Raw genomic sequence first — 23996 nt, forward strand, 5'->3', positions numbered from 1 at the left:
GCGATCATCCGTGACCTGGACCTGCTGCGGCCGATCTACGCCCAGACCGCCGCCTACGGCCACTTCGGCCGCGAACTCCCCGACTTCACCTGGGAGCGCACCGACCGCGTCGACGCCCTGCGCACGGCCGCCGGTCTGTAAGACCCTTTCGCGAACGGCCCCGGACCTCCTGAGGTCCGGGGCCGTTCGTTGTCGGCGGCGTTTGGTAAGAATGCTGTGTGAGCAGCGCGAACGATCCCCCGCCGGAACAGCTCGCACTGATCCGGGAGATGGTCGCCGAGGCGAAGGCCAAGGCGCCCAAGGCCAAACCGCGCACCTGGCGCGGAGCCGCCCTCGCCGAGGAACTCCCGGTCGCCCGGGTCTTCGTCAACAAGGGCGTCCTCCACCTCGACCGGCCCTTCGACTACGCCGTGCCCGCCGAGCTCTCCGAGGCGGCGCAGCCCGGCGTCCGCGTCCGGGTGCGCTTCGGCGCGGGCTCCCACCGGGTGCAGGGCGGCCGCCGGGAGGGCGGCGGGCTCATCGACGGGTTCATCGTCGAGCGGCGCGCCGAGTCCGACTACGAGGGGGCGCTGGCCGCCCTGGCCCAGGTCGTCTCGCCCGAGGTGGTCCTCGGCCCCCGCATGCTGGCCCTCGCCCAGGCCGTCGCCGACCGGTACGCGGGCAGCCTGGCCGACGTCCTCCAGCTCGCCCTGCCCCCGCGCAACGCCCGCGCCGAGGCCAAGCCCTCGCCCGAACCGCTCCCCCCGCCCCCCGCGCCCGGGCCCGGCGGCTGGCAACGGTACGGCGCCGGACCCGGCTTCCTGCGCGCCCTCGCCACCGGCGGCACCCCCCGAGCCGTGTGGACCGCGCTGCCCGGCCCCGGCTGGGCCGACGAACTGGCCCGCGCCATGGCGGCCACCCTCGCCTCCGGCCGCGGCGCCCTCGCCGTCGTCCCCGACGGGCGCACCGCCGCCCGGGTCGACGCGGCGCTCACCGCCCTGCTCGGAGAGGGCCGGCACGCACTGCTCACCGCCGACTCCGGCCCCGAGAAGCGCTACCGTCAGTGGCTCGCGGTCAGCCGGGGCTCCGTGCGCGCCGTCGTCGGCACCCGGGCCGCGATGTTCGCCCCCGTACGGGACCTCGGACTCGTCGCGATCTGGGACGACGGCGACTCCAGCCACGCCGACGACCGCGCCCCCTTCCCGCACGTGCGGGAGGTACTGGAACTGCGGGCCGTCAGCGACGGCTGCGGATTCCTCGCCGGGAGCACGAGCTGCACCGTGGAGGCCGCCCAGCTGGTCGAGACCGGCTGGGCCCGGCCGCTGGTCGCCGACCGCGAGACGGTCCGCGCCGCCGCGCCCCGGATCCGCACCGTGGGCGACGAGCTCCTCGCCCGCGACGGGGCGGCCCGCGCCGCGCGACTGCCGAGCCTGGCCTGGGAGACCGTCCGGGAGGGCCTCAAGGACGGTCCCGTACTCGTCCAGGTGCCCCGGCGCGGCTACGTGCCCCGGCTGGCCTGCGAACGCTGCCGCACCCCCGCCCGCTGCACCGTGTGCGCGGGGCCGCTGGAGGCCCCCGACGAGCGGGACCTGCACTGCGGGTGGTGCGGGCGCGCGGAGCCGGCCTGGCACTGCGAGGAGTGCGGTTCCTTCCGGCTGCGGGCCCAGGTCGTGGGCGCGCGGCGGACCGCCGAGGAACTGGGACGGGCCTTCCCGGCCGTGCCCGTACGGACCTCCGGGCGCGACCACGTCCTGGACGAGGTCCCGGACCGGCCCGCCCTGGTGGTGTGCACCCCGGGCGCCGAACCGGTCGCGACGGGCGCCGGGTACGCGGCCGCGCTGCTCCTCGACGGCTGGGCCATGCTGACCCGGCCCGACCTGCGGGCGGGGGAGGAGGCGCTGCGCCGCTGGATCGCCGCCGCCTCCCTGGTGCGGGCCGACGGGCAGGTGGTCGTCGTCGCGGAGCCCACGCTGCGGCCAGTACAGGCCCTGGTGCGCTGGGACCCGGTCGGACACGCCGTACGGGAACTCGCGGACCGGTCCCAGCTGGGGTTCCCGCCGGTCTCCCGGATGGCCGCCGTGGCCGGGCAAGGGGCGGCGCTGGAGGCCTTCCTCGCGGCCGCCGAGCTCCCGCCCGACGCGGAGGTCCTGGGCCCGGTACCGCTGCCCGGGCGGCGCGGGGAGCCCTCGCCCGGCGAGCGGGCCCTGGTACGGGTCCCGCCCGGCAGCGGAGCCGTGCTGGCGGCCGCCCTGAAGTCCGCGCAGGCCGCCCGGATGGCGCGCGGCGTGCCGGCGGGGGAGGCGGTCCGGGTCCGGATCGACCCGCCGGACATCGGCTGACCCGGGGCGCGGTCCCCGCCCCGGGCGCGGGCGGGCACGCCGGAAGCCCCCGGGGGGAGCGACCGGAGCGGTCGCCCCGCCGGGGGCGGGTGGTGCGGAGCCGGGGCCCGGCCGTCGGGGGTCGGCGACCCGGCGGCGACGGGCGCCCGGTCAGCCGTTGCGCGGGCCCGGGAAGGCCGGTGAGCGCGTGGCGGAAGCGGTCTGGGGGGACCCGGCGGCGGAGTCCTCGCGTACGGGCTGCGGCGGTACCGTGCGGGCCGCCGGGATCGTGGGCAGCGGGCCCAGGGTCCGGGTGGTGGTGCCCTCGGCCGGCGGCTCCGCGGACTCGGCGGGCTGCGCGCGGCGGGCCCCGTAGCGGCGGTGCACGGCCTGCTTGGTCACGCCGAGCGCCGAGCCGACGGCGTCCCACGAGAAGCCGAGCGAGCGGTCGAAGTCCACGGCCGCGGTGACCAGGGTCTCGACGCTGTCCCGCAGCTCCTGCGCGAGGCGGACGGTGGGTGCCGGTGCCCTGCCGTAGACGACGAAGCCCGTGGAGGGCCCGGAGCGGCGCGGGCGGTACACGTTGCCGAGCTGGGCGGTGAGCGTACGCAGAGCGTCCACTTGCCGGCGAACCCGCTCGATGTCCCGCACCAGGAGGTGCAGGCTGGCCCGTGCTTGGGCGTCATGGGTGGCGTGGTCGGCCATGGAGAAGCCTCTCGAACCGGTGCTGAAGAGCGGATCGGGCCGCAGACACCGTTCTCATTTCGCGGCCCGTTTCGGTCAATCTCTCTTGACCAACGCGCCACCCGGCGCCCAGGTCACGCACTGGGGGCGTGTCGGCATATGCGAGAGGCGCGCGTGTGTGCGTACGCCCCCTCGGGACCGCAGGTGGGCGGCCCCGCACGGGCCCCATAGACTGGTGTGCTGCTGACAGCCGAGATAGCGAGGTAGGACCCAAGTGAAGCTCGTCTTCGCAGGCACCCCCGAGGTCGCCGTGCCCGCCCTGGACGCCCTGCTCGCCTCCGGGCGCCACGAGGTCGCCGCCGTCATCACCCGGCCCGACGCACCCGCCGGACGGGGCCGCCGCCTCGTCGCCAGCCCCGTCGCCCAGCGCGCCGAGGAGGCCGGGATCGAGGTCCTCAAGCCCGTCCGCCCGCGCGACGAGGAGTTCCAGGCCCGGCTGCGCGAGATCGGCCCGGACTGCTGCCCGGTCGTCGCCTACGGCGCCCTGATCCCCAAGAGCGCCCTCGACATCCCCCGCCACGGATGGGTCAACCTGCACTTCTCGCTGCTGCCCGCCTGGCGCGGGGCAGCGCCCGTGCAGCACTCGCTCATGGCCGGTGACCAGGTCACCGGAGCCTCCACCTTCCGCATCGAGGAGGGGCTGGACACCGGCCCCGTCTTCGGGATCCTCACCGAGGACGTCCGCCCGACGGACACCAGCGGCGACCTGCTGACCCGTCTCGCCTTCGCGGGCTCCGGACTGCTCGCCGCGACCATGGACGGCATCGAGGACGGCACCCTGCGCGCCGTGGAACAGCCCGCCGACGGGATCTCCCTCGCGCCGAAGATCACCGTCGAGGACGCGCGCGTCGACTGGAACGCCCCGGCGCTGCGCGTCGACCGGGTGGTCCGCGGCTGCACCCCGGCCCCGGGCGCGTGGACCGTCTTCCGCGGCGAGCGGCTCAAGCTGATCTCGGTCGGCCTCGTGCCCGACCGCACGGACCTGTCGCCCGGCGTGCTCGCTCCCGCCAAGAACAACGTCTACGCCGGCACCGGCTCGCACGCCGTCGAGCTGCTCTGGGTCCAGCCGCAGGGCAAGAAGCCGATGAAGGCCGCCGACTGGGCGCGCGGGGTGCGGATCGCTCCCGGCGAGCGCCTCGGCGGGGCCGACGTAGGCTGAACCCAGCGGTGACGACCCCGGCGGCGCACGCCCGCGCGGCCCGTCGGCCCGTCACCTTCCTCTTCCGCGATCCTCTTCCGCACACCCGCAGCACTCGTACCTCCGGAGCACCTTTCACGTGAGCGAACAGCCCCGTCGCCGTCCCGCCCAGGGCGGCAAGCCGTCCGGCAAGCAGGCCAAGCCCTACCGCCGGCCGCAGAAGGACCCCGTCCGGATGCTGGCCTTCGAAGCGCTGCGGGCGGTGGGCGAGCGGGACGCGTACGCGAACCTCGTGCTGCCGCCGCTGCTGCGCAAGGCCCGCCAGGACGAGAACTTCCAGGCGCGGGACGCGGCCCTGGCCACCGAGCTCGTCTACGGGACGCTGCGCCGCCAGGGCACGTACGACGCGGTGATCAAGGCCTGCATCGACCGGCCCCTGCGCGAGGTGGACCCTCCGGTCCTGGACGTGCTCTCGCTCGGCGCGCACCAGCTCCTCGGCACCCGCATCCCGACGCACGCCGCCGTCTCGGCGAGCGTGGAGCTGGCGCGGGTGGTGCTCGGCGACGGGCGCGCGAAGTTCGTGAACGCGGTGCTCCGCAAGATCGCCGCGCACGACCTGGACGCCTGGCTGGAGCTGGTGGCCCCGCCGTACGAGGACGACGCCGAGGAACACCTGGCCGTCTACCACTCCCACCCCCGCTGGGTCGTCAGCGCCCTGTGGGACGCGCTGGGCGGCGGGCGCGCGGGCATCGAGGACCTCCTGGAGGCCGACAACGAGCGGCCCGAGGTGACGCTGGTCGCGCGGCCGGGCCGCTCCACCCCCCAGGAGCTGCTGGAGGCCGTCGGCGAGGACTCGGCGCTGCCGGGACGCTGGTCCCCGTACGCGGTCCGGATGGCCGAGGGTGGCGAGCCGGGCGCGCTGGAGGCGGTGCGCGACGGCAGCGCCGGAGTGCAGGACGAGGGCAGCCAGCTGGTGGCGCTGGCCCTGGCGGCGGTCCCGGTCCAGGGCCGGGACGCGCGCTGGCTGGACGGCTGCGCCGGCCCCGGCGGCAAGGCCGCCCTGCTGGGCGCGCTCGCCGCCCGCCGCGGGGCCTTCCTGCTGGCCTCCGAGAAGCAGCCGCACCGGGCGAGGCTCGTCGAGCACGCGCTGGCCGGCAACCCGGGCCCGTACCAGGTCATCGCGGCCGACGGCACGAGGCCGCCGTGGCGGCCGGGCTCCTTCGACCGGGTCCTGATGGACGTCCCCTGCTCCGGCCTCGGCGCGCTGCGGCGCCGCCCGGAGGCCCGGTGGCGGCGGCGGCCGGAGGACCTGGAGGGCTTCGCCCCGCTCCAGCGGGGGCTGCTGCGGCAGGCGCTGTCGGCGGTCCGCGTCGGTGGCGTCGTCGGCTACGCGACCTGCTCCCCGCACCTGGCGGAGACCCGCGTGGTCGTGGACGACGTCCTCAAGGGCCGCGGCGCGGGCGCCGAGCCGGTGGCCGCCGAACTGATCGACGCCCGCCCGTACATGGAGGGCGTACCGGCCCTGGGTGACGGTCCCGACGTCCAGCTGTGGCCGCACCTGCACGGCACGGACGCCATGTACCTGGCGTTGATCCGGCGCACGGCGTAGCCCGGGCCGAGGCCGCCGCCGCGGGGGCGCCGGCGGCCCCGGCCCCGAGTTCCGGGGCCATGGCCGGAAGTGGGCGGGGGCATGGCAGGCTTGGGGGCATGGCCGTTCAGATCAATCCCAGCATCCTGTCCGCCGACTTCGCCCGACTCGCCGAGGAGGCGAGGGCCGTCGAGGGGGCCGACTGGCTGCACGTCGACGTCATGGACAACCACTTCGTCCCGAACCTGACCCTCGGGATGCCGGTCGTGGAGTCGCTCAGCCGCGCCACGGACATCCCGCTGGACCTCCACCTCATGATCGAGGACCCGGACCGCTGGGCGCCGCAGTACGTGGAGGCCGGGGCCGGATCGGTGACCTTCCACGCCGAGGCCGCCGCCGCGCCGGTGCGGCTCGCGCGGGAGATCCGGGCCAAGGGGGCCCGGGCGGCGATGGCGCTGAAGCCGGGCACCCCGATCGAGCAGTACGAGGACATCCTCCCGGAGCTCGACATGGTGCTGATCATGACGGTCGAGCCCGGCTTCGGCGGGCAGTCCTTCCTGGACATCATGCTGCCCAAGGTGCGCCGCACCCGTGAGCTGATCACCAAGCACGGTCTGGACCTGTGGGTCCAGGTCGACGGCGGGGTCTCGGCCTCGACGATCGAGCGGGTCGCCGAGGCCGGCGCGGACGTGTTCGTGGCCGGCAGCGCGGTGTACGGGGCGGTCGATCCGGCCGCCGCGGTGCGGACCCTGCGCGAGCAGGCGGGCGCGGCCATCGCCGCGGCGCCCTGGGCTTGCGACCACTGAGCCAAGCGTTGGTGAACAGCTCGGTGAACGGAAGCCGTCCAGGCTGATCAACGGCCGTCGGATCTGACAGGATGAACGGCGAGTCGAGAGTGTGAACACGACAGTGTGAACAGCAGTGAGGAGAACGCGGTGTCTGCAATGTCGGCGGGACGGTCAGCCCTGCGGATGGGACCCGCGGAGCTGGTGCAGGCGGCGGCCATGGCGCGCCGCTTCTACCTGGAGGGCAAGTCCAAGATCCAGATCGCCGAGGAGTTCGGCGTGAGCCGCTTCAAGGTGGCCCGGGTCCTGGAGACCGCCCTCGAACGCGACCTCGTACGGATCGAGATCCGCGTACCGGCGGAACTGGACGCGGAGCGCTCCGACGCGCTCCGCGCCCGGTACGGGCTGCGGCACGCCGTCGTCGTGGAATCGCCGGCCGACGCCACCGAGGACGCTCCGGATCCGGAGAACCTGGGCGCGGTCGCGGCCGACCTGCTGGGCGAACTCGTCAACGAGGGCGACGTGCTCGGGCTGGCGTGGGGGCGCTCCACCATCCACATGGCCGCCTCCCTCCACCGGCTGCCGCCGTGCACCGTGGTCCAGCTGACCGGCGTGTACGACGCCGGGACCGCCGAGCGCGGGTCCGTGGAGGCCGTGCGCCGGGCCGCGCAGGTGTCCGGCGGGGACGCGCACCCGATCTACGCGCCGATGCTGCTGCCCGACCCGGCGACCGCGGCCGCGCTGCGCGGCCAGACGGGGATCGCGCGGGCCTTCGAGTACTTCGACAAGGTGACCGTCGCCGCCGTCTCGATCGGCTCCTGGGAGCCGGGCATCTCGACCGTCCACGACATGCTGACCGACGAGGAGCGCGCGCACTACGCCTCGCTGGGCGTCGCGGCCGAAATGTCCGCCCATTTGTTCGACGCCGACGGGCGCCGGGTGGGCCGGGACCTCGGCGAGCGGTGCATCACCGTGGAGGCCGACCGGCTGCGCCGGATCCCCGAGGTGGTGGCGATCGCGGGCGGGCTGCGCAAAGCCTCCGCGATCGGCGCGGTGCTCCGCTCGGGCCTCGTGACCAGCCTCGTCACCGACACGGCCGTGGCCGACTACCTGCTGACCGAGTCCGCTCCGGGACTGCGGCCGGCGCTGGACCGGGCCGACCCCGACGACTGACCGGGCCGTTTCCGGACCCCGTGATCGGGATGGTGCCGGAATCGAGACCCGAACAGCGGACCGCGAGGCGCCCCCGGGGGCGCATACTGGCTTCAATGACTAAGTCAGCAGTACCTCGCCGCCATTTGCCGTCCAGCCCGTTCAAGGCCCCCGTGGAACCGCCGCTCCGGCAGTTCAGCGTCGGCGACCGGGTGACTCACGACGAGCACGGCCTCGGCCGTGTCGTCGGTGTTGAGGAGGGAATCGCTGTTCTCGTCGACTTCGGTTCGATCCAGTGCCGTGTCCTGAGTCCGTACACCAAGATGGCCGCTCTCTGAAGCGACCGGGCGATTCGCGAGCGAATCGGATGTTTGGCACGATCGGTGCATGATCCTTCGGAACGTGCCCCGATCATTGCTGCGCGTGCTGGGGGCGCTGTTCCTCTGTGCCGCGCTGGCCGGTGCGGTGGGCTGCGGCGGTGATTCCGCCCCGGCCCCGCCTGCCGCAAGTACCGCCGAGGCCTCCTCCGGAGGTAAGCCCACGGGCGGCCCCGCGCTGCCCGGGTGGGCTAAGGGGATGGCGACCGTACGCGCGGACGCGCTGCCGTCGCAGGCGCGCGAGGTGCTCGCGCTGATCGACAAGGGCGGACCGTACGCCTACCGCCAGGACGGCACCGTCTTCGGGAACTTCGAGAAGGCCCTGCCCCGGCAGAAGCGCGGCTACTACCACGAGTTCACCGTGAGGACACCGGGAGAACGTGACCGCGGGGCCCGGCGGATCGTGACCGGCCAGGGCGGGGAGTTCTACTACACGGACGACCACTACGAGACCTTCAAGGCGGTTCTCCGATGAGCCTGGACCCGCGCCCGCTCGCCCCCGCGCTGAGCGCCGCCGAGGAGGCCGGCTGGACGACGCTGCGGCTGGACCTGGACGGCGTACGGAGCAAGGCCGCGGTGCTGCGCCGCTGCGGGCGGGTGCTGCGGGCGCCGGAGTGGTTCGGCGGCAACTGGGACGCCCTCGCGGACGTGCTGACCGACCTGTCCTGGCTGCCGGCGGCGCCGGGACGGCTGATCGCGGTGACCTCGTGGCGCGCGTACGCGGCCGAGCGGCCCGACGACTGGGAGACCCTCGGGGAGATCCTGGAGGACGCCGTGGACTTCTGGAGCCGGGACGCGGACGGCCGGCCGCCGCTGACGGTGGTGCTGGCGGACTGACGGGGGCGGACCGGCGGCGGCCGGACCGACGGGGCGCCGTGGGGGCGGCGCGAGCTGCCCCCACGGGTGTGTTCACTCCGCCGCCGCCTCCTTCGGGACCCACGGCGGGGTCTGGCCCCAGGACCAGACCGGGATCTTCGCCGCGTCCACCGGAGGGGGGTTGGGGCCCGAGTAGATCAGGGCCATCCGGGTGCCCCACTCGATGTAGTAGACGAACACCGCCCGGAACTCGGGGTCCGTGGGCAGTCCGACCTCGTCGGCGGTGTCCAGCAGCAGGTCTACCCAGCGGCGGCGCTGCCGCTCGGTGATGGCGCGGCCCAGGTGCTTGGTGGCCATGTGCTGGTGGCCGCCGTGGTGGGCCGAGTAGTCCGCCGGGCCGCCGAAGACCTCCGACAGCCAGACCGCGACGTGCCGGGGGTGCCCGGCGTCCATCCCCTCGAAGACCGGGGCCAGGACCTCGTCCCGCAGGGCGTGGGCGTAGAAGGCGTCGGTGAGGCGGACCATCGCCTCTTCGCCGCCCATCCACTCGTAGATCGTGGGCGTGGTGCTCATGACCGGCCGGCGGCCTTTCCCGGACCCGCCACCGCGGTCACGAGGTAGTGCTGCATCTCCTCGATGGCCGTCACGTACGGGCGGATCGCGGCGAAGAACGCCGGGAAGTGCTCGCCCTTGCGGAAGCCGTTCAGGTGGGCGTCGATCGAGGTCCAGCGGATGCGCAGGATGTAGCGCTCCCGCTCCTCCTCGCAGCGGGCCAGTTCGTAGTCGACGCATTCGGGCGAGGCGGCCAGGGCCTCGGCTCCCCGGGCGTACGCCTCCTCGAACGCCTGCTGGTCGTCCAGGGCGATCCGGTAGCGGATGTACTCGACGGTCGTGGTCATGGGTGTGCGTGCCTCTCCCCGGGATCTGGTGGTCTCGGTCACCCTTCCGTGGATCATGGGTGCCCGGAAGGGCTTCGGGTCATGCGGACCCAGACTTCGTGACGTCCGGGCCCTGTTCCCGGACCCGGCGCACCCCGTCGAGGGAGTCGCGCAGCTCGGTGAGCCACGGGTCGGCGTTCTGCCCGACCAGGCGCACGCACCAGGCCAGTGCGTCGGCCCGGCTGCGCGCCACGCCGCCCTCGACCAGGGTGTCGAGGACCTGGCGCTCGGACTGGCGCAGCCGGGTCATGACGGGTACGGCCAGATGGGTGAAGAGGACGGTCTCCTCACCCGACCGAACGCCCCAGGCCACCTTGCGGCGGTACAGCTCCTCCGCCGCCCGGGCGACCTCGACGCGTGCCTCGCGGGTGCGTTCGCGGAACCCCTTGACCGACTCGGCCGCCGGGAGGGTCCCGACGACCGTGATCTCCTCGCGGTCCACGGCGACCGAGACGAGGGACTCGTAGACGTCCGTCGGCAGGCGCTCGGCGAACCACGCGCGGAGCTCTTCGCTCTGTTCGGCTGTAATCATGTAATCAACGTTGCATCCGGTACCGCCTTGATCGCAAGGCCCGGGCCGTTCGCCCTCAGCCCATCGAGCGGTAGCGGTGGATCAGGGACACCGCCATCGCCCCCTCGCCCACGCCCGAGGCCACCCGCTTCACCGAACGGGCGCGCACGTCGCCGGCCGCGAAGACCCCGGGAACGCTGGTCTCCAGCGGGTACGGGGCCCGCTCCAGGCTCCATTCCGCCGGGAGTTCGCCCCCGTTCGCGATCAGGTCGGAGCCGGTGAGGACGAAGCCGTGCTCGTCGCGTTCCACGACCCCGTTCAGCCAGTCCGTGTGCGGCCGGGCGCCGATGAACGTGAACATGAAGCGGGCGGGGACCTCGGTGTCCGCGCCGGTGTCGCCGTCGTGCAGGGTGATCCGCTCCAGGTGCTCGCCGCCGTCGAGGGCGACCACCGTGGTGCGGACCCTGACCTCGATGTTGGGGGTCCGTCCGATCTCGTCGACCAGGTAGCGGGACATGCTCGCCTCCAGGGAGGCGGCGCGGACCAGCACCGTCACCCGGGCCGCGTACTTGGCGAAGTGCACCGCCGCCTGGCCGGCCGAGTTGGCGCCGCCCACGATGAACACGTGCTGTGAGATGCACGCCGAGCTCTCCGTGGTGGCCGCGCCGTAGTACAGGCCCGCGCCCTCGAAACGGTCCGCGCCGGGGGCCTGGAGCCGGTTGTACGAGACCCCGGTCGCCAGCAGCACCGTCTCCGCGCTGATCTCCGTACCGTCCGCCAGGGTCAGGACCTTCGCCGGGTCGTCCCGGGTCAGCGAGACCACCTCCACCGGGTGCAGGATCTCGGCGCCGAACCGGGAGGCCTGGATGGTGGCCCGGCGCGTCAGGTCCCCGCCCGAGAGGCCCGAGGGGAAGCCGAGGTAGTTCTCGATCAGGCTGGAGGTGCCCGCCTGGCCGCCCGGGGCGCGGGAGTCCAGCATCAGCGTGGACAGGCCCTCGGAGGCCGCGTACACCCCGGCGGCGAGCCCCGCGGGCCCGGCGCCGACGATGACGCACTCGTAGTGCGGGCGGGAGGCCGTCGTGGCCAGGCCGAGGCGCCGGGCCAGCTCGGTGTCGGAGGGGGCGGAGAGCACCGCTCCGTCCGGGAAGCGCACCAGGGGCAGTGCCGCGTCGGCCCGGGCGGCGGCGATCACGGTCAGCGCCTCGGGGTCCCGCTCCACGTTGAGGAACCGGAAGGGCTGGCCGTTGCGGGTGAAGAAGTCCCGTACGGCGTGGGTGCCGGGGGAGACCAGGTGGCCGGCGACGATGATCCCGTCGTAGGCGGGGCGGTAGGTCGCCAGCCAGTCCGAGAGCAGGTCGTCCAGCACCGGGAAGAGCCGCTCGTGGGGCGGGTCCCAGGGTTTGAGCAGGTAGTAGTCCAGGCGCACCCGGTTGATGGCGGTGATGGCCGCGTCCGTCTCCGCGTAGGCCGTGAGCAGCACGCGGCGGGCGTCCGGGAAGCGGCTGACCGCCTCCAGCAGGAACTCCACCCCGGTGACGTCCGGCATCCGCTGGTCGACCAGGAACAGCGCGGGATCGTGCCCGCGTTCGTCGAGGGAGTCCAGGATCTTCAGGGCGTCGGCCGCCGAGGAGGCGCCGAGGACCCGGTACCGGTCGCCGTAGGCGCTGCGCAGGTCCCGGCGGACGGCGCGCAGCACCTGGGGGTCGTCGTCCACGGCCAGGATGACGGGCTTGCGGCTCTCCGCCCGCTCGGCGGTGGCAGCGGCGGCGGCGGCAGCGACGTCGGCGACGGCAGCGGCGTCGGCGGTGGTGGTGGGAGTGGTGGCGGCGGGCGCGGCGGCCGGTGCGGCCGCGGCCGGGCCCCGCGCGGCGGCGTCCCCGCGGGCCGCGCTCATGCCGGGTCCAGCATCAGCTGGTCGGCGTAGCACCAGGCCCAGTCCTCGCCGGGCTCGTGCGAGGCCGCGACCGGGTGGCCGCTCGTCCGGTAGTGCCCGGTGGCGTGCCGGTTCTTCGACGAGTCGCAGCAGCCGACGTGCCCGCAGCTCAGGCACATCCGCAGATGGACCCATCCGTCGCCGGTCCGCAGGCACTCCTCGCAGCCCTCGGTGCCGGGTTCCACCGGACGTATCCGGTCGGCGTGGGTGCACAGCAGGTCCGTCGTCATCGTCCCCGTCCCTTTCCTCGCGCACTCCTGCTCCCCGGCCCGCCCGTGGTGCACGGCGCGTCCAGACCATAGGGCGGGCACTCGGAAAAGGTTCATCGATTCGGCCGAAGTCAGGTAGTCCGGAAGCTACTTCATGACCTCTCCGGGCGACTACGTGAGGTGCCCGCACCACCTTGCCCGCTACCTCACGAAGTCGCGTACGGGCGCTTTGACGCAGGCCCCGGGCGCACGCAGTGTGGGGGACGCCAACGACAACAGGCGGCGCCTGGAGGAATCCGTGAGCAGAAAGATTCTGGTCATTGTCTCCGAACACGGATATTGGGCCGAGGAACTCATCGGCCCGGTTTCCACGTTCGACGAGCGGGGCTACGAGACCGTATTCGCGACGCCGACCGGAAAGCGTGCGCACGCACTTCCGCCGAGCCTCGACGCGAACTACGTCGACCCCCCGCTGGGCCGCTCGGTGACCACCGAGGAGAACGCCCGGCTGGGCCGCGAGTTCGAGCAGTCGAGCCGGCTCGACTCCCCGCTCGACATCGAGGCCTGGGTGCCCGAGCGCCCGTACACGAGCGACGAGGGCTACCTGCGCAAGCTGGAGCAGTACCACCGCGATCTGGACGGGCTCGACGCCGACGTCGCCGGATACGACGCGATCCTCGTCGTCGGCGGCAGCGGGCCCATCGCCGACCTCGCCAACAACGAACGCGTGCACGCCCTGATCCTGGCCTTCCGGAAGGCCGGCAAGGTCGTGGCCGCCGAATGCTACGGAGTCGCCTGCCTGGCCTTCGCCCGGGACTGGAGCGACCGCAAGAGCATCATCTGGGGCAAGCACGTGACCGGCCACTGCAAGGAATACGACTACAAGGACGGCACCGGATTCCTCGGTACCGACTTCAACATGGGGCCGCCCCCGTATCCGCTGGAATACATCCTGCGCGACGCGACCGGCCCGCGCGGCGCGTACCACGGGAATTTCGGCAAGCCGGTCTCCGTCATCGTCGACTTCCCCTTCGTCACCGGGCGTTCCACCCCCGATTCCTATCTCACGGGGCAGAAGATCGTGGAAGTGCTGGAGGACGGCCTCACCCGCTACGGCTGGTAAATCCATCAGGGGGAGTTCCATGAAAGCCGAAGCCACTCCCGGACGGGAAAGGCTGATCCAGCAGTTCAAGGCCGACGGCCTGAAGGTGATGTTCGGAAACCCGGGAACGGTGGAACAGGGATTCCTCGACGCGGCGGACGCGGCGGCGGACTTCCGGTACGTCCTCGCCCTCCAGGAAACGGTGGCCGCGGGCGTGGCCGACGGCTACGCCCGCGCCACCGGCGGTGCCGCCCTGCTCCAGCTGCACTCCGGTGTGGGACTGGGCAACGGCATCGGCATGCTCTACCAGTCCCTGCGCGGCCACACCCCGCTCGTCGTGGTCGCCGGCGACGCGGGCGTCCGCTACGACGCCATGGACGCGCAGATGGCCTGCGACCTGGTGGCGATGGCCGGGCCCGTGACCAAGTACGCGACCCGGGTCACCGACCCCCGGTCCGTGCTGCGCACCATCAGGCGGGCCGTGAAGATCGCCCTCACCCCGCCGCGCGGCCCCGTCTTCGTCGCGCTGCCCATGGACGTGCTGGACGAGCTCAACTCCGAACCCGTCCTGCCGGCCACGGTGCCGCTCACCGACGTGGCGCCCTCACCGGCCTCGGTGGGGAGGGCGGCCGAACTGCTGGCCGCCGCCGAACGGCCCGTCGTCCTCGTCGGCGACGGAGTCGCCCTCTCCGGGGCGCAGGCCGAACTCGTCGCCGTCGCCGAGCTGCTGGGCGCCGACGTGTACGAGGTCGACTCCTCCGAGGTGAACATCGCGGCCTCCCACCCGCTGCGCCGGGGCCAGACGGGCCACATGTTCGGCCCGCACAGCAAGGAGCTGATCGGCGCGGCGGACGGGGTGCTGATCGTGGGCACCTACGTCTTCCCCGAGGTGTTCCCCGAACTGGAGAACCCCTTCCGGCCCGGCGCGAAGGTCGTGCACATCGACCTCAACGCCTACGAGATCGCCAAGAACCACCCCGTGGACCTCGGGCTGGCCGCCGATCCGCGGCACGCGCTGCGCGCGCTCGTCGGCGTACTGGAACAGCGGCTCACCCCGGCCCGGCGGGCCGCCGCGGCCGCCCGACTGGACCTGCGGACCCGGGAACGGGCCCGCGCCGCACGGCAGCCCGACGAGGACGGCACGCCGATGGCCGTCTTCCTGCGCACGCTCGCCGAGCGCACCGGCGGGGACCTGATCGTCTTCGACGAGGCGCTGACCACCTCCCCGCTGGTCACCCGCCACCTGCCCCCGGAACGCCCCGGCGACTACCACCTCACCCGGGGCGGATCACTGGGCGTCGGCTTCCCGGGGGCGGTCGGCGCGAAGCTCGCCCGCCCGGACCGGCTCGTCGTCGGCTTCGCGGGCGACGGCGGGGCGATGTACACCTACCAGGCGCTGTGGACCGCGGTCCGGCACGGCATCGACGCCAAGTTCGTGGTCTGCAACAACCGCAAGTACCGGCTGCTCGACGACAACATCGCCCAGTACTGGCGGGAACGGGACATCGCCGAGCACCGCTTCCCGGGCTCCTTCGACCTCTCGCACCCCGAGATCGACTTCGCGGGGCTGGCGCGGGCGCTCGGCGCCGACGGCACCCGCGTGGAGAAGCCGGACGAGGCCGTCGCCGCCGTCGGCCGGATGCTCGACCACCCCGGCCCGTACCTCGTCGACGTCCAGATCTGACCGGCCCCCCGCACCCGGCGCCGCCACCGGCGGCACCGGAACCGACCGAGCGACACCGACGGACAGGAGGAGACCGCATGCCCGCCGAGCGGCTGACCGAGGACGCGATCCGCACGTTCACCGAGAACTGGTACGCGGCCCTGGACCGGCACCTGCCGCTGGACCAGGTGCTCGCGCTCATCACCGAGGACCTGGAGTTCAAGGTCCCGGAGGACACCTTCCTCGGACACGAGGGATTCGGCCGCTGGTACGCGGCCGTCACCCACCGGTTCTTCGACGAGGTGCACACCGTCACCAAGGTCGAGCCCGTCGTCGAGGGGGACCGGGCGATCGTCCGGGTCCTCGTCAACTGGCAGGCCAAGATCTGGGACCCGCCGGCCGCCCGCAGCCAGTGGCTCGGCTTCGACGCCGACCAGACCTGGACCCTGGTGGCCGGCCCGGACGGCCCGCTGATCAAGCAGTACACCGTCAACGAACTGGCGCCGATGCCCGGTTCGGGCTCGCTCTGAGGGGGCGGCGACGATGACCGAAGTGACACGCGAGCGGGTCGGGGCGGCCTACCGCGCCCTCGGCTCCGGCGACCGCGCGCGCATCCTGGAGTACTACGCCGAGGACCTGCGCTGGCTGGTCCCGGGCAACCACCCGCTGGCCGGCTGGTACGAGAGCCTCGACGCCTTCCTGGAGCTGATGGGGCAGACCCACAAGCTCACGGGCGGCACCTTCCGCATGGACCTGGAGGCGGTCCTCGTCGGCGACGGGTGCAGCGCCGACGTGTGCCGCAACGTGGCCCTGCGCGAAGGCGCCGACCCCGCGAGCCTCTCCCCGTACGAGCGGATGGACTACCCGGTCTTCCACTTCATGAGGTGGCGGGACGGCCGGATCGTCGAGGGCCGCGACGGGCTCTTCGGCGATTCGGCGGCCGCCTTCAGCCGCTTCTGGGCGCCCTTCGCGCCGGACGGAACCCGCAGGGACCGATAGGGGGATGAACGCGATGGACGCCCACGAGATCCTCACCAAGTACTACGAGTACGCCAACGCGGGGGACTGGGACCGCTGGTGCGACCTGTTCGCCGAGGACCAGGTCATGGACGAACAGCTGGCCGGACACATCGAGGGCCTGGAGACCCTGCGCTCGATGATGAAGGGCATGGGGAGCATGTACCGGGTCTTCCGGAACGAGCCGGTGCACTTCCTGGTCGACGGGGAGAAGGCCGCCGCCGTCTCCCACCTCAGCGCCGTCAGCCCCTCCGGCGCGGCCATCGAGGCCCAGGTCATGAACTTCTTCCGGATCGTGGACGGACGGATCGCCTACATGGCGAACCACCACGACACCGTCCCCTTCCAGGTGCTGGGCCAGGGCTGAGGGGGAGCGATCGTGGCCACGGAAGAGTACGACTACGTGATCGTCGGCTCCGGCACCGCCGGCAGCGTCCTCGCCGGCCGCCTCTCGCAGGACCCGGACGTCTCCGTCCTGGTCCTGGAGGCGGGCGGCTCCCGCATCCCGCCCGAGGTGGACGACCCGTCCTCCTGGTACAAGCTGCTCGGCGGGCCCGTCGACTGGGGTTACACCAGCGTCCCCCAGCCCGGCCTCGACGGCCGGCGGACGTACGAACCGCGGGGCAAGGCCCCCGGCGGCAGCAGCAACCTCTACATCATGATGCACGTCCGGGGCCACGCCTCGGACTTCGACAACTGGGCCTACCAGGGCGCGGCCGGCTGGTCCCACCAGGACGTCCTGCCCTACTTCGCCCGGCTGGAGGCCCAGGAGGACGTCACCGCCGCCACCACCGGCACCGCCGGCCCGCAGCGCGTCACCCACGCCGGACGGCACGGGCCCAGCCCCGCCTCCCGCGCCTTCATCGACGCGGCCGTCGAACTGGGCCACCGGGAGATCGCCGACTTCAACACCGACGGCCCCCGGGGCGGCCTCTTCGGCACCGGCTGGCACCACATCGACGTGGCCGACGGCCGCCGCCAGGGCGCCCTCGCCGCCTACCTGGAACCGGCTCTCACCCGCCCGAACCTGACCCTGCGCACCAGCGCGCAGAGCACCCGGCTGCTCGTCGACGGGGACGCCTGCACCGGTGTCGAGTACGTACAGCTCCGGCCCGCGGCCGAGTTCCCCGGCCGGACCGTGCGCGACGGCCACAGCGGCGCCGGGGTGCCGGGGACGCACACCGTACGGGCCCGGCGGGAGGTGATCGTGGCCGCCGGGGCGATCGAGTCCCCGAAGCTGCTGCTGCTGTCCGGCATCGGGCACCCCGGGCAGCTGCGCGAGCACGGCATCGGGGTCACCGCGGCCCTGCCCGGGGTCGGCGAGAACTTCCACAACCACGTGCTGACCGGGCTCATGGCGGAGGTCACGCAGGAGCTCCCGCCGCCCGCCCAGAACCTTTCCGAGAGCGCTCTGTTCCTGTCCTCGCGGGCCGGGCTGCCCGCGCCGGACCTGCAGATCGCCTTCGTCCACGTGCCCTTCGACGTGATCGTCGGCCGGGACCACCCGAACACGGTGTCCATCCTGCCGGGCGTCGTACGGCCCGTCTCCCGCGGCTGGATCCGGCTCGCGAGCGCCGACCCGCTGGCCCACCCGCTGATCAACCCGAACTACCTGGGCGACCGGTGGGACCTCGACCGCATGGTGCAGGGCGTCAAGGTGGCCCGGGAGATCTTCGCGACCTCGGCCTTCTCGCCCTGGTACAAGCAGGAACTCCAGCCGGGGCCGGACACGGTCTCCGACGAGGACCTGCGGACCTTCGTGCGGCAGAAGTCCGAGAGCTACCACCACCAGGCCGGCTCCTGCCGCATGGGCCTCGACGACCTGTCCGTCGTCGACCCCGAGCTGCGGGTCCACGGCGTGCGGAACCTGCGCGTCGTCGACGCCTCCGTGATGCCCGCCGTCCCGTCGGGCAACTGCCACACCGCCATCGCGATGATCGCCGAGCGCGCGGCGGACTTCCTGAAGGGGGTGTCCCGTGCCTGATGCCGTCCTGCGCGAGGGTGCGCTGACCGGAACCCGGATCGCGGTCCTGGTCGAGAGCGACTTCTACGAGCCGGAGATCTTCTACTACCGCAGCCGGTTCGCCGAGGAGGGCGCCGAGGTCGACTTCCTGACCCGGCTGTGGGGCAACGGGTCCATCACCTTCTCCGGACACGAGTACCGGGCCCCGTTCACCGCGGACCGCTCCCTGGAGGGGCTGAGCGACGAGGCCCTGCGCCGGTACTCCGCCCTGATCGTGCCCTCCGGCATGGTCGCCGACCGGCTGCGGTACACCGAGGACGTGGACGTGCTCGCGCCCGCCACCGAGCTGCTGCGCCGGGCCTTCGAGGAACCGACCGTCCTCAAGGGGATCATCTGCCACGGCATGTGGCTGGCCTCCTCGATCCCGGGCAAGGTGCGCGGCCGCAAGGTCGTCTGCCACAACAACCTCATCGGTGACGTGCGGAACATGGGGGCCCAGTACGTCGACGAGGACGTGGTCGTCGACGGGGACCTCGTCACCGGCCGCACCGGCGCTCACCACCACCTCTTCGCCCGCCGGATCATCGACCTGGTCGCGGCCGGCCGGGGCAGGGGGGCCGGCTGATGGCGGACGCGGACGGACCGCGCTGGTCGCACGTGGGCCTCAACTGCGTGGACCAGAAGGCCACCGAGGAGTTCTACACCCGGTACTTCGGCTTCTCCCGGGCCCGGGTGGTGGACCTCGGCGAGGCACGGATCGTGTTCCTGCGCAAGGGGGACGCGTACCTGGAGCTCTTCGCCGCAGCCGAGGGGCCCGCCCGGCCGGCGCACGACGACGGACCGCAGGCCCCGGGCCGGATCCGCCACCTCGCCTTCCAGACCGGCAGCGTCGACGCCTTCCTCGCGGACCTGGGCGACGCGGCCGAGGTGACCCTGGGGCCGCTGGACTTCGACGACTTCCTCTGCGGCTGGCGGACCGTGTGGCTGCGCGACCCCGACGGGGTGATCGTCGAGGTCAGCCAGGGATACGAGGACGACCGCTCTCACGACAAGGACGGTGTGTGACACATGGCTGACGCCGTGAACTTCTCCTTCTCCGACACGATCGCGGGCTACGTCGTCCGCTTCGACTCGGCGGCCCGGCTGCTGAGGCTGAAGACCTCCGACGGCCGCGAGTTCGGGATCTCGCTGGGCGGCGACCCGAGCGCCGAGCTGGTGCGCAACCTCGACGAGCCGTACGTCGACGCCTCCGGGCACATCGACGAGATGCTCTCGCCCGGCCGTTTCCTGTTCGTCCACGGGATCCACTACCCGGAGCGGGGCGGGCGGTTCGAGGCCAAGCGGCTGGTCTTCCTGGGCCGCGGGGCGGAGGACTACCGCTTCGAGGAGCCCAGCTGGTGGATCAAGCAGATCGAGTCGCTCGCCGACTTCTACAAGCGGGCGCAGTTCGGCGACGGGCCGGTGGACTTCACCGAGTACCGCACCGAGATCCGGCTCGGCGGCGACAAGACCGCCAGCCACGTCCAGGAGACGGACACCATCTCCCGCCTGGTCTACGGCATGGCCTCGGCCTACCTGCTGACCGGCAAGGACGAGTACCTGGAGGTCGCCGAGCGCGGCACCGAGTACCTGCGCAAGCACATGCGGGTCGTCGACAGCGAGGAGGACGTGGTCTTCTGGTACCACGGCATCAGCGTCGACGGGGACAGCGAACGCAAGCTGTTCACCTCGGAGTTCTCCGACGACTACGACGCCATCCCGATGTACGAGCAGATCTACGCGCTGGCCGGCCCGATCCAGACCTACCGGGTCACCGGTGACGCGCGGATCAAGAACGACGCCGACGCCACCATCCGGCTCTTCGACAAGTTCTTCCTGGACCCGGACCAGGGCGGCTACTACTCGCACATCGACCCGATCCTCTTCAGCGCCGACCACGAGTCGCTGGGCGAGAACGCCGAGCGCAAGAACTGGAACTCGGTCGGCGACCACGCGCCCGCCTACCTGATCAACCTGTACCTCGCGACGGGCGAGCAGAAGTACGCCGACTTCCTCGAGTACACCTTCGACACCATCGCGGACAAGTTCCCCGACTACGAGAACAGCCCCTTCGTCCAGGAACGCTTCAACCGCGACTGGTCCCACGACACCACCCACAGCTGGCAGCAGAACCGGGCGGTCGTCGGGCACAACCTGAAGATCGCCTGGAACCTGATGCGGATGAACTCGCTGAAGGCCAAGCCCGCCTACGAGGAGCTGGCCAGGAAGATCGGCGAGATCATGCCGGCCGTCGGCAGCGACGTGCAGCGCGGCGGCTGGTACGACGTGGTCGAGCGGGTGAAGCGCGGCGACGAGGAGACCCACCGTTTCGCCTGGCACGACCGCAAGGCCTGGTGGCAGCAGGAGCAGGCGATCCTCGCCTACCTCATCCTGAACGGCACGGTCGGCGGCGACGCGAACCTGCGCGAGGCCCGGCAGGCGGAGGCCTTCTACAACACCTTCTTCCTCGACCACGACGAGGGAGCCGTCTACTTCAACGTGCTCGCCGCCGGTACGCCGTACCTGCTCGGCACGGAACGGCTCAAGGGCAGCCACTCGATGTCCATGTACCACTCGGCGGAGCTCTGCTACCTCGCCGCCGTCTACAACAACCTGCTCGTCAACGGCCGGGAGATGGACTTCCACTTCCAGCCCGACCCGGCCGGCCTGCCGGACCGCGTCCTGCGCGTCTCGCCCGACCTGCTGCCCGCGGGCTCGGTGCGGATCGCGTCCGTGGAGATCGACGAGAAGCCGTACGAGGAGTACGACGCGGACGGGCTCACCGTCCGCCTCCCCGACGTCCGGGGACGGGTCAGGGTCAAGGTCCGGCTCCGGCCCGTGACCAAGAAGTAGCGCTCAACGGGGGGCGCCCCAACCAGAGGGGAATGCAATGACACTGAACGTGAAGGAACGCCGGAACAAGACGGGCACCGTGCTCGTCGCCACCGGCGAGATCAACAGCGAGACCTCCGGTGCCCTGCTCCAGGCACTCCTGCCGCTGGTCCGCGAGGACAAGCCGCTGAAGATCGACCTCACCGCCGTCACCTACGTCTCCAGCGCGGGCCTGCGCACGCTGCTCGTGGTCTACCGCGAGGCGCAGCACGCCGGGGTCGCGGTCACCCTGTACGGGGTGAGCGAGGAAGTCCGGTTCGTCATGTCGGCCACCGGCTTCCTCGACTTCTTCGAGACCGGCGAGGCCACGGCCGCCGCGGCCAAGGCCAAGGCGAAGGCCGTGCGATGAGCGACCGTTCCGAGCAGGTCCTGCGCGTCGACGCGTACCCGACCCACGAGGTGGGCGGGTACCGGGTCCGCGCCGGCAAACCGTTCCCGTTCGGGGCCAACGTGGTCCCCGGCGGGGTCAGCTTCTCCGTGTTCTCCGACCGGGCCACCTCCATGACCCTGGTCATCTTCAAGCGCGGAGAGCCCGAGCCGATGGCCGAACTGGAGTTCCCCGAGGAGTTCCGCACCGGCAGCGTCTTCGCCATGACGGTCTTCGGCCTCGACCACGAGAACATCGAGTACGGCTACCGGGCCGACGGCCCCTTCGACCCGGCCACCGGGCACCGCTTCGACGCCCGGCAGATCCTCTCCGACCCCTACGCCCGGCTGATCGCCGGCCGCGACGTGTGGGGCGTGGAGCCGGACTACAGCCGCGGCTACCAGTACCGCTCGCGCGTCTGCCTCCAGGACTTCGACTGGGGCGACGACACCCCGCTGCGGATCCCCGCCGAGGACCTCGTCGTGTACGAGGCCCACGTGCGCGGCTTCACCCGCCACCCCTCCTCGCGGGTCACCGCCCCCGGCACGTTCGCGGGACTGCGGGAGAAGATCCCGTACCTGAAGGAACTCGGGATCAACTGCATCGAACTGCTGCCCGTGTTCGAGTTCGACGAGAGCGACAACCCGCGCAGCAACCCGGAGACCGGCGAGAAGCTCTACGACTACTGGGGCTACAACACCGTCTCCTTCTTCGCGCCCAAGGCCGGATACGCGGCCACCGGACGCTACGGGATGCAGGGCGACGAGTTCCGCACCCTGATCAAGGACCTGCACGCGGCCGGCATCGAGGTCATCCTCGACGTCGTCTTCAACCACACCGCCGAGGGCAACGAGCAGGGTCCGACCATCTCCTTCAAGGGCCTCGACAACGCCACGTACTACATGCTCACGCCCGAGGGGTACTACTTCAACTTCAGCGGCACCGGCAACACGGTCAACTGCAACCACCCCGTCGTGCGCAACTACGTGCTGGACTGCCTGCGCCACTGGGTCGCCGACTACCACATCGACGGATTCCGCTTCGACCTCGCCGCCATCCTCGGCCGGGACCTGGACGGCACCCCGCTGCCCAACCCGCCGCTGCTGGAACTGCTCGCCTTCGACCCCGTCCTGCGGCACACCAAGCTCATCGCCGAGGCCTGGGACGCGGGCGGACTGTACGAGGTCGGCAACTTCCCGGCGTACGGCCGCTGGGCCGAGTGGAACGGCAAGTACCGCGACACCGTCCGCAGCTTCCTCAAGGGCGACCCCGGAGTCACCGGCGAACTGGCGACGCGGATCGCCGGCTCACCCGACCTGTACTCCACCCGCGGGACCTCCGCCTCGGTCAACTTCCTGACCGCGCACGACGGGTTCACCCTCGCGGACCTCGTCTCCTACAACGACAAGCACAACGAGGCCAACGGCGAGGGCAACAACGACGGCGGCAACGACAACGCCAGCTGGAACTGCGGAGCCGAGGGCCCCACCGACGACCCGGAGGTCAACGCGCTGCGGCTGCGCCAGATGAAGAACGCCCTGGCGATCCTCTTCACCAGCCAGGGCATCCCGATGCTGCTGTCCGGGGACGAGGTCGCGCGCACCCAGCAGGGCAACAACAACACCTACTGCCAGGACAACGAACTGTCCTGGTTCGACTGGGACCAGGTCGACCAGAACGCCGAACTCCTGCGCTTCACCCGGGAGATGATCGCCTTCCGCGGCCGCCACCGCGAACTGCGCTCCACCTCCCACCCCACCGGCCGGCTCCGCGACGGCCTCGGCCTGCCCGACATCAGCTGGCACGGGGAACGCGCCTGGCAGCCCGACTGGTCCTCCGAGAGCCGGCTGATCGCGGTGGCCCGCTGCGGCACCGGGGACGACGACGTCGTGTACGTGGCCATGAACGCCCACTGGGAGGCGCACGACCTCGAACTGCCCGCGCTCCCCGGCGGCCGCAGCTGGCACCTGTTCGCCGACACCGGAGCCGGGGCACCGCACGACATCCGCAGCCCCGGAGCGGAACGGGAACTGGACAACGCCGGCAAGTACCTGATCGGCCCGCGCTCGGTGGTGATCCTCGTGGGCCGCGCGAACGACCCCGAACCCCGGGACGCCTGAGACGCCCCGACCGAAGGAGACCTGACATGCCGCTTTCCGTGTCCCTGAGCATCGAGGGCGACACCACCGTGATCGAGCTGACGGGCGAGCTGGACGCCAAGACCGCCCCGGACTTCCACCGCACCATCGAGAAGGCCGCCGGCCACGGCACCAGCACCGTCGAGATCCGCATGGCCGGCGTCGGCTACATGGCCAGCGCCGGACTGCGCTCCCTGGTCTTCGCCCAGCAGAAGGTGGCGGACCACGTCACCATCAAGGTGGTCGGAGCCATCGAACCCGTCTCCCGGACCATCCGGACGGCCGGGCTGGACCGCAGCATCCTGCTCGCCGATGGCTGAGTCCGCG

At 72.3% G+C, this 23996-nt stretch carries 27 protein-coding genes; 21 read left to right on the forward strand and 6 right to left on the reverse strand.

Going from position 1 to position 23996, the window contains the following annotated elements:
* Positions 1-141: methionine adenosyltransferase domain-containing protein (locus AC07B0_RS32930; protein ID WP_450913074.1), on the forward strand; the 141-nt coding region annotated here is incomplete at its 5' end.
* Positions 142-218: 77 nt separating this feature from the next.
* The gene (locus AC07B0_RS32935; protein ID WP_478899678.1) at positions 219-2318 is read left to right on the forward strand and encodes a primosomal protein N'; all 2100 of its coding nucleotides are present in this window, start codon (positions 219-221) and stop codon (positions 2316-2318) included.
* A gap of 150 nt (positions 2319-2468) precedes the next feature.
* Here AC07B0_RS32935 and AC07B0_RS32940 read toward each other — a convergent pair whose 3' ends face one another.
* Positions 2469-3002, reverse strand: coding sequence for a hypothetical protein (locus tag AC07B0_RS32940; protein WP_356876693.1), 534 nt, complete (start codon positions 3000-3002; stop codon positions 2469-2471).
* Between the two features lie 253 nt (positions 3003-3255).
* On the opposite strand from AC07B0_RS32940, the gene fmt reads away from it, so the two are divergent.
* The 7 genes from fmt to AC07B0_RS32975 all read left to right on the forward strand — a co-directional run bounded on the left by fmt (position 3256) and on the right by AC07B0_RS32975 (position 8918).
* On the forward strand, positions 3256-4200 hold the full coding sequence (gene fmt / locus AC07B0_RS32945; RefSeq protein WP_478899679.1) for a methionyl-tRNA formyltransferase: 945 nt from the start codon (positions 3256-3258) through the stop codon (positions 4198-4200).
* Between the two features lie 118 nt (positions 4201-4318).
* A complete protein-coding gene (locus tag AC07B0_RS32950) occupies positions 4319-5788 on the forward strand; it encodes an RsmB/NOP family class I SAM-dependent RNA methyltransferase (RefSeq protein WP_356876697.1) in 1470 nt (489 codons plus the stop codon).
* 98 nt (positions 5789-5886) lie between these two features.
* Entirely contained in the window at positions 5887-6573 is a 687-nt protein-coding gene (gene rpe / locus AC07B0_RS32955) for a ribulose-phosphate 3-epimerase (protein ID WP_356876699.1), read from the forward strand.
* 138 nt (positions 6574-6711) lie between these two features.
* Positions 6712-7725, forward strand: coding sequence for a sugar-binding transcriptional regulator (locus AC07B0_RS32960; RefSeq protein ID WP_281205210.1), 1014 nt, complete (start codon positions 6712-6714; stop codon positions 7723-7725).
* A gap of 95 nt (positions 7726-7820) precedes the next feature.
* Entirely contained in the window at positions 7821-8042 is a 222-nt protein-coding gene (locus tag AC07B0_RS32965) for a CarD family transcriptional regulator (protein ID WP_281205152.1), read from the forward strand.
* Between the two features lie 49 nt (positions 8043-8091).
* Positions 8092-8556 (forward strand): guanyl-specific ribonuclease, encoded by a 465-nt coding sequence (locus tag AC07B0_RS32970; RefSeq protein ID WP_356876701.1) that lies wholly within the window; start codon positions 8092-8094, stop codon positions 8554-8556.
* A complete protein-coding gene (locus tag AC07B0_RS32975) occupies positions 8553-8918 on the forward strand; it encodes a barstar family protein (RefSeq protein WP_469382083.1) in 366 nt (121 codons plus the stop codon). The genes AC07B0_RS32970 and AC07B0_RS32975 overlap by 4 nt, the downstream gene beginning before the upstream one ends.
* Positions 8919-8990: 72 nt before the next feature.
* Here the strand turns inward: AC07B0_RS32975 and AC07B0_RS32980 are convergent, their stop codons facing one another.
* From AC07B0_RS32980 to AC07B0_RS33000, 5 genes are all read right to left on the reverse strand, one after another.
* Positions 8991-9470, reverse strand: coding sequence for a group II truncated hemoglobin (locus AC07B0_RS32980; RefSeq protein ID WP_356876705.1), 480 nt, complete (start codon positions 9468-9470; stop codon positions 8991-8993).
* Positions 9467-9796, reverse strand: a complete 330-nt coding sequence (locus tag AC07B0_RS32985) for a putative quinol monooxygenase (protein WP_356876707.1) — start codon at positions 9794-9796, stop codon at positions 9467-9469. The genes AC07B0_RS32980 and AC07B0_RS32985 overlap by 4 nt, the downstream gene beginning before the upstream one ends.
* Positions 9797-9875: 79 nt before the next feature.
* Positions 9876-10367 (reverse strand): hypothetical protein, encoded by a 492-nt coding sequence (locus tag AC07B0_RS32990; protein WP_469382084.1) that lies wholly within the window; start codon positions 10365-10367, stop codon positions 9876-9878.
* Between the two features lie 55 nt (positions 10368-10422).
* Positions 10423-12240 carry an FAD-dependent oxidoreductase gene (locus AC07B0_RS32995; protein WP_478899681.1) on the reverse strand — a complete coding sequence of 606 codons (1818 nt, stop codon included), beginning with the start codon at positions 12238-12240 and terminating at the stop codon, positions 10423-10425.
* Entirely contained in the window at positions 12237-12509 is a 273-nt protein-coding gene (locus tag AC07B0_RS33000) for a UBP-type zinc finger domain-containing protein (protein ID WP_356876713.1), read from the reverse strand. The genes AC07B0_RS32995 and AC07B0_RS33000 overlap by 4 nt, the downstream gene beginning before the upstream one ends.
* A gap of 277 nt (positions 12510-12786) precedes the next feature.
* Between AC07B0_RS33000 and AC07B0_RS33005 the strand changes: the two genes are divergently transcribed.
* The 12 genes from AC07B0_RS33005 (at position 12787) to AC07B0_RS33060 (ending at position 23989) form a co-directional block, all read left to right on the forward strand.
* Positions 12787-13611, forward strand: coding sequence for a type 1 glutamine amidotransferase domain-containing protein (locus tag AC07B0_RS33005; protein ID WP_469382086.1), 825 nt, complete (start codon positions 12787-12789; stop codon positions 13609-13611).
* A 19-nt stretch (positions 13612-13630) separates the two neighbouring features.
* On the forward strand, positions 13631-15274 hold the full coding sequence (locus AC07B0_RS33010; RefSeq protein ID WP_478899683.1) for a thiamine pyrophosphate-binding protein: 1644 nt from the start codon (positions 13631-13633) through the stop codon (positions 15272-15274).
* A gap of 77 nt (positions 15275-15351) precedes the next feature.
* Entirely contained in the window at positions 15352-15783 is a 432-nt protein-coding gene (locus tag AC07B0_RS33015) for a nuclear transport factor 2 family protein (protein WP_467298494.1), read from the forward strand.
* Positions 15784-15796: 13 nt separating this feature from the next.
* Positions 15797-16252, forward strand: a complete 456-nt coding sequence (locus AC07B0_RS33020) for a nuclear transport factor 2 family protein (RefSeq protein ID WP_356876721.1) — start codon at positions 15797-15799, stop codon at positions 16250-16252.
* Between the two features lie 4 nt (positions 16253-16256).
* Complete coding sequence (locus AC07B0_RS33025) at positions 16257-16637, forward strand: nuclear transport factor 2 family protein (protein ID WP_478899685.1); 381 nt, start codon at positions 16257-16259, stop codon at positions 16635-16637.
* Positions 16638-16649: 12 nt separating this feature from the next.
* Entirely contained in the window at positions 16650-18254 is a 1605-nt protein-coding gene (locus AC07B0_RS33030; protein WP_478899687.1) for a GMC family oxidoreductase, read from the forward strand.
* Entirely contained in the window at positions 18247-18858 is a 612-nt protein-coding gene (locus AC07B0_RS33035) for a DJ-1/PfpI family protein (protein WP_356876727.1), read from the forward strand. Before AC07B0_RS33030 ends, AC07B0_RS33035 begins: the two co-directional genes overlap by 8 nt.
* Positions 18858-19298, forward strand: a complete 441-nt coding sequence (locus AC07B0_RS33040) for a VOC family protein (protein WP_478899689.1) — start codon at positions 18858-18860, stop codon at positions 19296-19298. The genes AC07B0_RS33035 and AC07B0_RS33040 overlap by 1 nt, the downstream gene beginning before the upstream one ends.
* A 3-nt stretch (positions 19299-19301) precedes the next feature.
* On the forward strand, positions 19302-21125 hold the full coding sequence (locus AC07B0_RS33045) for an AGE family epimerase/isomerase (RefSeq protein WP_478899691.1): 1824 nt from the start codon (positions 19302-19304) through the stop codon (positions 21123-21125).
* 37 nt (positions 21126-21162) lie between these two features.
* Positions 21163-21513 (forward strand): STAS domain-containing protein, encoded by a 351-nt coding sequence (locus AC07B0_RS33050; RefSeq protein ID WP_467298499.1) that lies wholly within the window; start codon positions 21163-21165, stop codon positions 21511-21513.
* Positions 21510-23651: a glycogen debranching protein GlgX gene (gene glgX, locus AC07B0_RS33055; protein WP_478899692.1), complete on the forward strand. Its 2142-nt coding sequence runs from the start codon at positions 21510-21512 to the stop codon at positions 23649-23651. Before AC07B0_RS33050 ends, glgX begins: the two co-directional genes overlap by 4 nt.
* Before the next feature lie 26 nt (positions 23652-23677).
* On the forward strand, positions 23678-23989 hold the full coding sequence (locus AC07B0_RS33060) for an STAS domain-containing protein (RefSeq protein ID WP_356876737.1): 312 nt from the start codon (positions 23678-23680) through the stop codon (positions 23987-23989).
* The last annotated feature ends 7 nt before the right edge of the window (positions 23990-23996 follow it).

The sequence above is a fragment of the Streptomyces sp. NPDC044704 genome (assembly GCF_056433525.1).